Origin of the sequence: Chloracidobacterium sp. (assembly GCA_025057975.1) — a bacterium.
GTDB lineage: Bacteria > Acidobacteriota > Blastocatellia > Chloracidobacteriales > Chloracidobacteriaceae > Chloracidobacterium.
This window is the reverse complement of the sequence record JANWUV010000010.1, coordinates 89344-102437: the sequence shown is the minus strand read 5'-3', so window position 1 is coordinate 102437 and position 13094 is coordinate 89344. Positions and strand designations below refer to the sequence as shown.

The following is a 13094-nucleotide window of genomic DNA, read 5'->3' as shown; positions in this document are numbered from 1 at the left end:
CACCATCAGCTAAGCCGACAAAAGCCTGCGGCGTTTCTTTCACTGGACGGGTAACCTTGGTTAGGCAACGACGCAAACTAGTACTGGCGGTTACTAGCGGAGTAACGTACGCGAACAGCCTTTTCAAGACGGTGGCTGGCAAATATGGGGGAGGGTCACCCCCGAAAGTGGCGGAGAAGGAGGGATTCGAACCCTCGGTACGCTTTCGCGTACACCGGTTTAGCAAACCAGCGCACTAGGCCACTATGCGACTTCTCCGCACAACCGTTGGGCTGGAGTAAGTATTGGGCGCTTGGTTGTTTCTGTCAAGAGATGATTTTGGGGACGCAGTCATTGCGGCCGTTTGTCCTAGGCGCGCTTTCCGCCGCGCCGGCTTAGCGCGCGCTTCAGCGCCAGATCCGAGCCGCCTCGCACGTGTAGAAGCCAGCAACACTAGGGACATTCCCACCCCCGTGGGGTGGGACGCCAAGCCGGACGCTGAAGTTTGCTCGCCCTTCCCCCGTCCGTGGAGGTGTAAAAAGGATGGGGAAGCCGCAGTCTGTCGGCGGACCAGGCTTTAGTGAGTAGCGCGTCTCGGTGGTACAGCGGCGGCGGCGCTCTGCTGCTTTTTCCTTGCTCTTTTCCCTTGCTCTTGTCGCCGCCGCCGGACACAGAAACTTAGCGGCGGGCGCTTTCGGCGCAGCACACCGCCCTACCAAAACGCCTACGCGGTTTTTTCGTGGGAGCAGCGCTGCGCCGAAGCGAAGAATAAGCGGTAAGTCCCAGCTAAGTTATGTAGACTAGTTGTCGTCACCGAACAGTCCGCTAATGCCCGTCCCAGACGTGGCGCGGGGCAGAGTTGCGCTAATCCGTCCCACAAGCCGACTGAAAGGCAGTGTTTGGAGTAGGACGTAGCCCGGTCCCGTCAGCGACGCCAGGAACAGCCCCTCGCCGCCGAACAAGGCGTTTTTGAAGCCGCCGACGAACTGAATGTCGAATTGTACTGACGGCTGAAAAGCGACAACGCAGCCGGTGTCCACCCGCAGCGTCTCGCCCGGCCGCAGGGTATGGGCAATGACAGCACCACCGGCGTGAATAAACGCCATGCCATCCCCCCGCAGTCGCTGAAGAATAAAGCCCTCGCCGCCGAAAAAGCCCGCGCCGAGCCGCTGTTGAAAACCAACGCTGATGTCCGTCCCACGGGCGGCGCAGAGAAATGAATCTTTCTGGCACAACACTTCGCCGCCGTATTTGGCCAGATCAATCGGGATGATTTTACCCGGATAGGGGGCGGCAAACGCGACATCCGCGCGGGTGTGACCGTAGTTGGTGAACGTTGTAATGAAAAAGCCCGCGCCGGAAAACACACGCCCGACGGCTTTGGCCAGATTGCCGAAGAAACCCTTCGAGCTATCCGTGGCCATCGTCGTCTGCATCTGAATGCCGTCGGTCATGTACAACATGACGCCGGCTTCGGCTAGAACCTGTTCATTGGGGTCAAGCGTGATGATGACGCCCTGCAAATCATCGCCGACGATGCGGTAATCAATAACATCCGACTGCGGCATTGGCATTTTCTCCAAAAGACTGAAGTGCGCCGTGAGGGGCTGTCAGTTCGTAGCACAGGCGAAGGCGAAAGCACAAAGGCCCATGCGCTCATGCGCGTCCTAACTCACGCAGCACTTGGGCGCGGAGCTTATACTTTTCAACCTTATTGGTGAGTGTGCGCGGCAGTTCAGCGACCAGCCGAATATACTGCGGCTGCATGAACTTCGGCAGATGTCGCTCCGCCCACGCCGCCACGGATGCTTCCGTCAGGTTCGTGTCAGGCTTAGGCACAATGAACGCCACAATGTCGTCTTCATCGCCTTCCGCCGCCGGAATAGGGAAAACGGCGCAGAGCGCAATGTCCGGGTGCTGATACAGAAGGTCTTCAACAACGTAACTGGAGAAGTTCTCGCCGCGCCGCCGCAGTCGGTCCCCCAATCGGTCAACAAAAAAGTAGTCACCGTTTTCGTCTACGTAGGCCGCGTCGCCTGTATGAAACCAGAGATGGCGGAATGCCTTGAGTGTGGCTTCCGGTTTGCCCAGGTAGCCGTCGAACAACAGTCCCGGAATCTTTGGCCGAAAGCAGAGTTCGCCGATCTCCCCTGGCTTACAGGGATAGCCCCGTTCGTTCAGAACGGCGACTTCGTGGAACGGCATTGGACGCCCCATCGCGCCTTTGGTCGTGACGGACTCACCGCGAACCACGGGAACCCCAAACTGCGCCGCCGTTTGGCGAATATGGTCGCGCGTCGCACCTTTCCAGAATTCGGGCGGCGTCCCCTCGCCGTCCGGCGTTTCCTCAATCACAAGACATAGTCCCAGACCGGATTCCGTTTGTCCGAAACCGGTCGTGACAATATCGAACCCGAAGCGGCGCGCGATTTCCTGATGGTTCAACGGCAGCGGCTGCAAATGCACCTTGGAAAGCGTGTTCCGACGATCCTGTTCACTCGGCGGAGCCTTCATCAACCACGGCGTCATTACGTCAAGTAAAATGGCGGTTGTCGCGCCGCGTTTGGCGATGCGCGCCCAGAAATCATGTGGGCTGAAGCGATTCCAAACAGCGACCTCACAGCCAACCCACGCCGCCCGCGCCACAAGCGCAAACGCACCGGCGATGTGATACATCGGCAAGTCGCAGTAGATGACGTCGTCGCGGGTCAGCAGTTTGCGCGCCAGGAAGCAGTATTGGTTCAGGCAGCGAAACGACAGAACGACGCCCTTTGACGGCCCGGTTGTGCCAGAGGTGTACACGATGCTTGCCGGATCGCTGAACGTCGCCGTGAAGTTGGGGCGCGGCGCCGGCGCAAGCAATTCCTGCCAGTCAAGCGGCCGAAAAGCGGCAAACGACGCTTCTTCTGATGCATCCACGGCCTCAGGCGCGTCTTCCGGCGCGTTATAAACAACGGCGCGCGGCACAGGCGTCAGGTCGCCGGCGATTTCCACCAAACGCGGGATCATTCGGCGCTCGGTCAACAGCAACGCCGGTTGCGTATCGTTGAGCGTATAAGCCAGCAACTTACCGGTGAACGTGTGGTTGATGGGACAAAATACGCCGCCCGCTTTCCAAATCCCGAACATCGCCAGCGCCGTGATGAACGAATTCTGCATCAACACGGAAACCCGCTGCCCGCGTTCAATCCCGAAGTGGGCCAGCCGGCCAGCGATCGTATCGGTCAACGCCGCCACATGCCCAAAGGTGAACGCCTGATCGCCTTCACCATCGTAGAGGTACACTGCCTCAGGCGACGCCTGCGCCCAAGCATCAAGGCGTTCAAAAACGATCTCCTCGCGTTCAAATTCAGTCAGTAAATCGTGCATGTTCCAAGCCATTGGTCGCCGACGCGGCCAGGCCCGATGCCTGCTCGTCCTAGTGTGAACTGGTCGCGTCAGCACAGCAGTGACGCGCCGGGCGATAGAGGCCAGCCGCAACCCATAGGGAAAGATTGAAAGCCGTTGTCCGGGTCAGTGTAGTCCCTAACGGTGAACTAGTCCAACCGTCATGCTTGTCCTTTTCGCTTACCCAAGGAAGGCTTGCGGCGCGGCTTTGTCAACCAGTGCGGACATCCAAAAGTCAGCTTTCAGTCCGGCGCGTCAGGCATCCGTCTCGTCAGGCGCGACCAACCGCAGAAACACTTCTTCTAGAAAGGTCGCGCCGGTTTGGCGGCGAAGTTCATCCAACGTACCGACAGCGACCAGTCGTCCCGCATGAATGACGCCGATGCGGTCGCACAGTCGTTCGGCTTCGCTCATAATGTGCGTCGAAAAAACCACCGTCCGCCCTTCGTCCCGACAGCGCCGGATGAACTTGACAATCGTACGCGAGGTCATCACGTCAAGGCCTGTCGTCGGCTCGTCGAAGATCATCACCGGCGGTTCGTGAATGATGGAGCGGGCAATTGAGGTGCGCTGCTTTTGCCCAGTCGAAAGGGTGTCGCAGCGCGCCTTGGCGAACCCGTGCATGTCGAGCGTCGTGAAGATGTCGTCAATGCGCGTCCGCAGCGTGGCTTCATCAAGACCGTGCAGCCGCCCGAAGTATTCCACCATTTCACGAACGGTCAGACGGCCATAAAGCGCGGTGGTTGTCGAGAGAAAGCCGATATTGGCGCGCACCTTTTCCGGCTCCAGCCGCACGTCAAAACCCGCCACGTACGCTGTGCCGTCGGTCGGTTGCAGCAGCGTCCCCAGCATTCGCAGCGTTGTGGTCTTGCCTGCGCCGTTTGCGCCGAGTAGTCCGAAGATTTCACCAGCGTGAACTGTGAAACTCACACCATCCACGGCGCGCACTTCGCCGCGCTTACGGTCGCGGTACACTTTGACAAGGTGCTCGGCGACAATCATCGGCGGCAGTGTGCCGAAATCAGTGTGGGCGGCCAAGCCGCCGGCGACGGTGACACCGCCGGGTTGCGCGCCGGCCGAACATCGCGTAAGGCATGGCGCAAACAACAAGGCTTTCTGCCATCGCTTCATGCCAAGGAGAAACCCATGACGCACTTTCGACGACGGTCGTCCTGCTGCGGCGGGCGGGCGGGCGTCCTATCACTCACCACCTGCCTGATTTCGCTGACGCTGACGCCGTTGGCGGCGCAACCGACGCCGCTGGCTCGCCAAACGGCCGCCAAGCGACTGACCTTGGAATTGCTCTTTGATCCGGTTCAGCGGGTGAACTTTACTGGGAACCTTCCGCGTCTTGTCTGGCTGCCCGACGGTAAGCGTTATCTGGCGTTTGAAACCAACGCGCAGACGCGCCGGTACGAGGTCACACAGGTTGATGTCCAAACCGGCAAGCGCACTCCTTTCCACGATCCGGTGCAAATACGGCAGGCGCTTGAAGCCGTCGGTCTGTCGCCCGACGCCAGCCAAGCGGCCGCCGACCTCCGTACCGCCGTCTTTGACGCGGCTTTTCGCTGCGCGCTCGTGAACGCCGACAACGACCTCTATCTTTACAACTTCGCCGCCAACCGCGCCCGGCGATTGACCACCTCGCCCGACAACGCCGAAGAGGAATATGACTTCAGCCCTGATGGAAAGCGCGTCAGTTTTGTTCGGAACAACGACCTGTTTCTGCTCGACCTTGAGACGGAGCCGCCAACTGAACGGCGTCTGACGCAGGACGGCTCAACGAGCATCTTCAACGGCATTCTTGACTGGGTTTACGAAGAAGAAGTTTACGGGCGTGGAAAGCGACGCGGCTACTGGTGGAATGCGTCGGGTACGTTGCTCGCCTACCTGCGGCTGGACGATACGGCAGTGCCGATTCACGTCCTCACCGACGACGTACCCTTCCGGCAGCGCGTCGAGCGGACGCACTACCCACAGGCCGGCGATCCAAACCCTCTGGCGTCGCTGCATGTCGTGACCTGCGACGGCGAGCGGGCGGAAGTGAGCCTGCAAGCGTATCCGCCCGACGACCGCATCATCGTCCGCGTCGGCTGGCATCCGCGCGACGCCAATCGGCTGTTGTTTGAGGTGCAGAATCGGCGGCAGACGCTGCTCGACCTCAATACGACGACGGTGCGCATGTTGGAAAGCTTGCCGCCTGTGCCGCGTCCCGACGCGCCAGAGCGCCTGTTGCGCGAGGAAAGCGCAACCGCCTGGGTGGAGATAGTGGAGCTGCCAACGTTTCTACCTGACGGTTCGTTCCTTTGGCAAAGTGACCGAACAGGCTTTCGGCACTTATATCACTACGCCGCCGACGGCAGGCTGCTTCGCGCCGTGACGCAGGGCGACTGGGATGTACGCGAGCTGTATGGCGTCGCCGACGGCATGGCGTACTTCGCTGCCGCCGCCCATTCACCCATCGCAAACCATATCTATCGCGTCAAGCTGGACGGAACAGGGTTGACCCGCCTGAGCCGAACGGAAGGAACACACGCGGCGGATTTCAACGCCGATTGCACGGCGTACTTTGACACGTCGAGTACGGCCGCCGTCCCGCCGCAGATCAGCCTGCATCGCGCGGATGGGACGTTGGTGCGCACCGTGGCGGACAATGCGGAGGCGCGCGCCTTAGCGGCTGAGTACGGCGTGGCGCCGCCGGCGTTCCAGCAGGTCAAAACTCGCGACGGCTTCGTGATGGAGGCGATGTTGTTGCGTCCGCCGGATTTCGACCCGCAGCGGAAGTACCCGGTGTGGTGTTACACGTACGGCGGCCCCGGCGCACAGTCGGTTGTGGATCGGTGGGGCGGGCAGCGTATGTTGTGGCACCAACTGCTGGCGCAGCAGGGCTATCTGGTGTGGGTGTGTGACAACCGTTCGGCGAGCGGCAAGGGGATGCGCTCGATGGCGCCGATTTACGGCAAGTTGGGCGAACTGGAGCTGCGCGACTTGGAGGACGGTGTGGCGTACCTAAAAACTCTGCCCTACGTGGACGGTGACCGGATTGGTCTGTGGGGCTGGAGCTACGGCGGCTACATGACGGCCTACGCGCTAACGCATAGTACAGTGTTCAAGTGCGGCATTGCGGGTGCACCGGTGACGGATTGGCGCAACTACGACTCCATCTACACGGAGCGGTACATGAAGCTGCCGCAAGACAATCCGGAGGGCTACGAGCGGAGTTCGGTTGTGGCGGCGGCGAAGCAGTTGCATGGGCCGCTCTTACTGATTCACGGTCTGATGGACGACAACGTGCACTTGCGCAACTCCGTGCAACTCATTGACGCCTTGCAGAAGGCGGATCGGCCGTTTGAGTTTCTGGCATATCCGCAGTCGCGGCACGGCGTGGTAACACCCTACCGCGTCAAGCACCTCTATGGGCGCATGCTGGCGTTTATCGAGCGGCACCTGTAAAACGCGCTGCAAAAGAGGCCTCCGTTGTTAGGCACGGCTTCGAACGTACAATGCACGCTGTGTACCATGGCCGATGTGAATCTAAGTGCGCGCTGCCTTCACCGGCCTTGCCGGCGCAGCCCAAAGCGCCGGTATGGGTTGCCATCACTTCCCAAGATCGCCCTAACTTACCAAGAAAGACAACATGACGAGCCGCAGGATCAGGCATTTTTGATTTGTGGAGACCTTACCTACACTCGTAAGGATATAGTTTCTCTGACGAGCTAGAGCGCCGTACACTGGTTACGGTCGGCGGCGACCACCTTCCGTCCATTCAAGCGGGTTGACAGTCAACGGCCCAGCACGAAGCCGGGTTTACCTTAGAACAACGCGCACACAGCCTGACTCAAAAGAGAACCTTAGTGGCAAGCGCCGGGAGGGCTGCTCGATGTCGGCTGAAGCACCTTCAGGGTACAACTCGCCTTACGCCGACTCAAGAACTGTGATCTGCCCGAATTGCGACGCTCGACTGTCTCCCCAGTGGAAGTTCTGCATCCGCTGCGGGCTACGCTACGACCCGGCGGCCTTTGCACGGCTAGCGGCGCTGGACGCCGAGCGACGAGCCATCCTGACACAGCTTCTGCCGTCTCATAAACGAAACGCCCTACCGCCGACGCCGAATCCAGCCCAGCCCACCGACATTGCGCCTGCCGCCGAACTGAAAACGGCCGACGCCAAACCGCCATCCGCACCACCACAGCCGCCTTTCCAACCTAATAGAGAAACCGCAGCCGACCTTAGGGTGTCCACTACTTGGTTGCTCAAAACCATGGTGTACAGCGGCGGACTGCTGATGGTCGTCGGCGCGCTGATTTATTTACGACAAGTCATTCTGGAACATCCCACGCTTCAGCTTGGATTGCTGACCGCCTTCACGGTCGGGGTGTCGGTTTTAGGCGTCCGGGGCGTCGGCCGCCGGCCGGATGATCTCGTCGCCCGTGGCGGACTGTGGGTAGGCGCATTGTTGCTGCCTGCGACACTGTGGCTCGGCGTCCACCACGGCCGACTTCCGGCAGGCGGCCGCTGGGTGTACGGCTTGACCTGCGGCTTAGCGTACTGGCTGGCGGCGGTTCGGCTGAACGACCCGCTGCTGCCACACATGGCTGTCCCTTCACTGTTGCTAGCCGCTATGTGGCTGGGGCTTGATCTCTTCTCAACGCCGGCAGTCGCCGTCTCATCGGTCGCAGCCGCCGCCGTCGGCTGCGCCTTTTGGTCGGCGTTGCATCCGGCGCATATCATAGCCATAGCAAGCTGGTGGTGGGGCGGGGCGGCCGTCACTCTGTGTGCGCTCTGCTCGCTGGTGTTGAGCCAAGCGTGGGTCGGCGGCGTAGTCGGCGTCGCTTGCTTCAGTTTGGGCTGTCTAGTCGTCGCGCCAGCGGCTGTCTGGGGGTGGTCTGTCGGCGGCCTCGGCTTGCTGACCCTCAGCTACAGCCGATGGCTCAACACACTCGAACTGCCGCCGGCATGGCAAGTGGTTGGTTGGTGCGGCTGGCTGTGGGCTGCCGCTGCTGGACGCGCAGTGGCCGTCCACCGAGAAACCTTGCGCCAACCACCTCGGCGAATACTGCCACCGTCCCTGTTCTTGAGTGGTCTGGAACAATTCACGGCCGGTGTAGTGGCGCTCTGGCTGACGGTGGTCATCCTACCGAAGGTCTGCTTTCCTACGACTACAGTGCGCTTATCGTCGGCGGAAACGGCGTCCTACTGGACGGGGCTTGCTTTGTTGGCGGCATGGAGCGTCCGGCGGTTGCAGGCAGGGTTGACTTGGTTTCCGCTTCTCACCCTAACGCTGGCCGTCCTTGCGATCAGCGGTACGCCGGCTCTCTTGGGTTCCTCTCACCCGTTAGTCATCTTGACGCCGCCGATGGTCGCTTGTGTGACGCGCTTGGGCGTAGAACTGCTCGGCGTCCGCTTTGGACAGGGTTATAGCACGGAAGTGGATACGAGCTTCGGTCTCGACTTCGGTCTCCCCAACCATCCAGCGATTGTCCCATCGCGCGTGGCGCTGGATGTCGTTATGTTGGGCTGCCTGCTGGGGCTTTTGGCGGCGGCAGCGCAGAATTGGCGGGTTGTGCAGACGCTTGGATTTGGCGTCGTGGTTGGATACGGCGGGTTGTGCTGGCTGACCACCGGCGTCCGCTGGATGCAGCAGGCGTACGCACTGGCGATGTGGACGGTGACGTACCTTGGCGTGCTGGCGACCGCCTGCGGTACCGGTCAGTCCGACCTGTTCACCGTTATGCCATGGATCGTCGTGTCGGCGGCGGCAGTGGTGGTCGGCGTCGCCCGGCCGGTCGCGGATGAGTGGATGCTGCGGTGGGCGCTCCGGCAGGTTTCACTGGGCGTCCTCGTTTTTGGCGCGTTAGTCGCGCTGACAGGCATCGTTGCGTCACGGGGACAGGCGGGCGGACACGGTTTGACATTGACAGCGGCGGCCGTCGCCGGTTGGGTGGTCGCGTGGCGGCGTCAGGAAGCGCCAGCCGCGCTGGCCGCTACGGTATGCGGCGGGTTGGCGGTTCTCCAAGCGGCGCGGCTCATAGGGTGTCCGACGGCGGCCCTCTCGATGCCGGGGGTGGCGTATGGCTACGGCGTGACGTGGTTGGGTTGGCGTTGGCGACGCGGCACGACGGAACGAGCGGCGCTCTGGTCGGCGCTGGCCATCGGCGGGCAGGGATGGCTTTGGTTGGCGGCCGGCGGCGGCTTGGCAGCTGCCCTGCTGGACAACAGCCTAGCGGCCGGCAGCGGCTTGGTTTGCTCCGCTGTCGCCTTGGCCGTCATGAGCCTGATAGCCGCCGACGCCGCAGCGCACGATGTGTATGCGGTGGGCGGCTTAGTCTGGGGCGGTGCAGCCTACGTGTGGTGGTTGCGTTACCTTGGCTGGCCGGCGTTCGCATGGATCGCCAGCGTCACGCTTCCCTATGGTCTGATCGTGGGCGCAACGGGGTGGCTCAAACAACGCTTCCAGCGGGGCAGTCCGACTTTGTCGGAGGCGCTGGTCTGGCTGGGAAGTCTGACGTTCTGTTTTCCAGTTGTCTTGCAGGCGCTCCATCGTCGTCTGACCGGCGACGTAGCTCTGTTTTACGACATCCTCGCAGATACAACGGCGCTGACGGCGCTGTTGGTCGGTCTGGCCGGACGTTTACGCGCGCCGTTGACGCTCGGCGGTACGGCGCTTGGTTTTCACCTCTTGGCGGTTGTCGTTTTAAGCGTCCCATGGGGCGACATTCCCTATGGCGTCTATTTGGCTGTGACCGGCCTTCTACTCTTTGTGACTGGAACTTGGCTGTGGCGGCGGCGGTCAGCGGTCGGTTGACGATTAGGGTCATCCCAGCGAACGGGGGCAAAAAGGGCGGCAGTGGTTGAATTGACACCATGAAAGAAACTTTGTTAGCCTGTTCGTACCTTCTCGAAGAGTCTCCTGAACGCTTTCAAAGTCGTTTTTCCTGTTTCTAGAAAGCCTTATGCCGCTTGTTGGCGATCTGACCGACCTCGCACTAGTGGACATCATTCAAATCAACTGTGTCGGCCGCAACACAGCGCGACTGACGGTTCACTACCCGATTGGCGATGGGGTCTTCTACTTTGCCGACGGCGAGGTGGTGGATGCGCGCCTTGGGAATCTGGTTGGAGTGGAAGCGGTATACAAAGCGTTGGAATACGACCAGGGAGCGTTTCGGATTGACACTGGGATTCCGGCGCCGACCCGAACCATTTTTGAGCCATGGGCCAACATCATCATGGAGGGTCTGCGCCTGCTGGATGAAGCGCGCGCGAAACGTGGTGAAGGTGGCGGCGAAGGCGTCCAAAGCGACGCTGCAACGCCGACAGCGGCTTCCACTACTCGAACGCCAACAACAACCAGCGGTGCGGCGCGCGTCATCAACATCTACCAGTCGTTGGTCAATGACCTGACCAAAGTCAAGGGCGTGGATTCAGCGCTGGCTGTATCGCGCGACGGCACAGTGCAGGCGGCCAGCAAGGTGAAATCGGCGGAAAAGCTGGGGATGATGGTGGCGCTGTTGGTGCACTTGGGCCGTCTCATCAGCGTACCGGCGCGCGTCGGAGCGTTGTCGCGCATGACAATCAGCGTCGGCCCTAAAAAGGTGATGGTTTTCGACCTTGAAAACTACTTGGCTCTGATTGAGTTCAGTGCCGCCGTTCGGTTTGAAACGATGAGTCCGCACATTGACCGCATCTTTCGGAAGATGCAGGCGCGCATCAACGGCGCAACGGATAGGGTTTCGACCGGCTTGCTGGGCGGTACTGGTGTGCTGACGCCGCCCGGCCCGTACCCCGGACCGCTGACGATGTAGCCCACCTCACGGCGTAGCTTGGGTTGGGACCGTACAGTTGACCATGATTGTTCCGCGTGGAAAGCCGGTTCACGAAAACCTCAGCACGTCCTACGTCAACGTCGCTGCCCTGCTGGCCGATTTGCAGGTCAATGAGTTTACGGGCTATGTCTGCGTCGAGTTTTGGGGCTACACCGGCTACGTCTTTCTGTCACGTGGGCAAATCATCAATGCCTACGAAGTAACCGATCACGCGGTTCAGCGCGAACACGAAGCGCTTGACGGCTTGCTGTCGCGCGCGCAGGCGCGCAACGGTAAGGTTGGTTTCTTTCAGCATCCCGAAGAGGTCATCCAAGCAATTACCGGCGTCATCACCGGCGAACCCGTTCACCGCGACCTATCCTCCGACTTTACCAACCTTGAAAAGTTGGTTGAGAGACTCATCAAAAGCGGCGGGGTTTGGTACATCGAGGTTCTCTTTGAACAGGAACGGGGCGGTGGCATTATTTACATCCTTGATAATCACGCTGAAGCAGTCGTTTCCACTGCTACGGCTGGCGCTGAGGTGTACGAAACAGCACTGGGCGTGGAAGGACTAAAGCTTATCTATGAACGTGTCCCTGGTGGGGCTGTCTTCAATGTCTACCGTGGGACGAGTGCGCCTCCGACGGCCCTTGCGCCGCTCAAATCTCCAACGACTGCACCGTCGCGTGTGGAGGCCGCTGCGGCTGGCGCCGGAGTCGTGCGGAACGGCCCGTCCCGCCTCACCACCGAGGAGCCGCCCCCGACCATTCGCGTCCCGCAGGCGCAAGGACCGCCGCTAGTTACGCCAGTGGTGGACACCGTCTTGGTGGGCGACACCGAAGATGACGATTCGCCGCTCGAACTCGACGACGAAAGCATCCGTCCACTGACCCGCGAGCAATATGCAGAGTTGGTCAGGCTGATGGGGGAAATTGTCCGCGCCGTTGAAGTCGGCGTCGCTGACGCCCTCCGTCGGACAGATTCTTTTTTGCCCTCTTTCCGCGAAGCCCTAATCAACATTGCGACCCGCTACCCTTTCCTAGACCCATTCGCTGCTGAGTTTGAGTATGCCGGCGGAGTAGCGACCTTCCGCGGCAAAGCGCGCCCGGCAGACTTTGTGTTCGGTCTGGCCCAAGCGTTGCGACTGACGGTAGCCGACTTGGATCGTCGCTCGCCTGAAACCTACGTCCGCCGCCACATCGAAGAGGCATTGCGGTCGCTGCAGCAGCGACGCCAAGCCGAGTTCGAGCGCTATGGATTGGAGATTGCAACAAATGAAATCTTAGCGCCCTCGGCCGGATAGACGGCGTTCTGGTTTCGGCAAGGCGTCAGTGTTCCAAGGAGCCGCCATGTCAAAAGCGCACGAAGTTTTTCTGCAAGACCTGATGCGCCTGCCGGGCGTCAAGAGTGCCCTGCTGGTCAATAATCGTGGTGAAGTGTTGTTGAGCGCTGGACAGTTTGCGCTCAACTCGCAGGCGACGGTGCAAATGGGCGTCCTGCTGGCGCAACTTTCCGCCGTCGCTGAACTGCAATACGACAAAGTCGAGGAAATCTCGATAGTGTTCGCTGATGGGCGCGTGACGACCTTCACGAACCTTGACTTGATGATTGAGACCACTTACGGTACGCAGGAAGTTTTTCTTATACTCGTCAGTGCGCCCACCGCAAACCTGCCCACCATGCGTATGGCTGTCAAGGTGGCAGCCGACAAGCTGAAGAAAGACCGTGCCGTGGCTGGCTTGCGGGTCAGCGTCAGCGTGTTGCGTCGTAATCTTCTCACGCGCGACCGACTCGATGCGACGAGTTGGGAACTGCTTGAAGCCATGAATCGCGCCCAGTAGCGTTGGGCTCGTGTGGTTGGCGGCGATGCTTTTGCGCGCCCCAAACCTCTTCGGCTCAGCCGGTGCGACCGACGGACAC

8 protein-coding genes and 1 tRNA gene are annotated in these 13094 nt (G+C 60.7%); 5 read left to right on the top strand and 4 right to left on the bottom strand.

Features of this window, described 5'->3' with window-relative positions; translation table 11 throughout:
• Positions 1-168 precede the first annotated feature (168 nt).
• The 4 genes from NZ585_10340 to NZ585_10325 all read right to left on the bottom strand — a co-directional run bounded on the left by NZ585_10340 (position 169) and on the right by NZ585_10325 (position 4368).
• Positions 169-258 (bottom strand) — tRNA-Ser (locus NZ585_10340).
• A 521-nt stretch (positions 259-779) separates the two neighbouring features.
• Entirely contained in the window at positions 780-1547 is a 768-nt protein-coding gene (locus NZ585_10335; protein ID MCS7080429.1) for a TIGR00266 family protein, read from the bottom strand.
• Positions 1548-1635: 88 nt separating this feature from the next.
• Positions 1636-3348 carry an AMP-binding protein gene (locus NZ585_10330; protein ID MCS7080428.1) on the bottom strand — a complete coding sequence of 571 codons (1713 nt, stop codon included), beginning with the start codon at positions 3346-3348 and terminating at the stop codon, positions 1636-1638.
• Positions 3349-3621: 273 nt separating this feature from the next.
• Positions 3622-4368, bottom strand: a complete 747-nt coding sequence (locus tag NZ585_10325) for an ATP-binding cassette domain-containing protein (protein ID MCS7080427.1) — start codon at positions 4366-4368, stop codon at positions 3622-3624.
• Positions 4369-4512: 144 nt separating this feature from the next.
• Between NZ585_10325 and NZ585_10320 the strand changes: the two genes are divergently transcribed.
• The 5 genes from NZ585_10320 to NZ585_10300 all read left to right on the top strand — a co-directional run bounded on the left by NZ585_10320 (position 4513) and on the right by NZ585_10300 (position 13015).
• Positions 4513-6819, top strand: a complete 2307-nt coding sequence (locus NZ585_10320) for a S9 family peptidase (protein ID MCS7080426.1) — start codon at positions 4513-4515, stop codon at positions 6817-6819.
• Positions 6820-7246: 427 nt separating this feature from the next.
• Entirely contained in the window at positions 7247-10171 is a 2925-nt protein-coding gene (locus NZ585_10315; protein MCS7080425.1) for a zinc ribbon domain-containing protein, read from the top strand.
• 148 nt (positions 10172-10319) lie between these two features.
• The gene (locus NZ585_10310; GenBank protein MCS7080424.1) at positions 10320-11171 is read left to right on the top strand and encodes a DUF4388 domain-containing protein; all 852 of its coding nucleotides are present in this window, start codon (positions 10320-10322) and stop codon (positions 11169-11171) included.
• Between the two features lie 43 nt (positions 11172-11214).
• On the top strand, positions 11215-12477 hold the full coding sequence (locus NZ585_10305) for a hypothetical protein (GenBank protein MCS7080423.1): 1263 nt from the start codon (positions 11215-11217) through the stop codon (positions 12475-12477).
• A 46-nt stretch (positions 12478-12523) separates the two neighbouring features.
• Positions 12524-13015: a hypothetical protein gene (locus NZ585_10300; GenBank protein ID MCS7080422.1), complete on the top strand. Its 492-nt coding sequence runs from the start codon at positions 12524-12526 to the stop codon at positions 13013-13015.
• Positions 13016-13094: the final 79 nt, after the last annotated feature.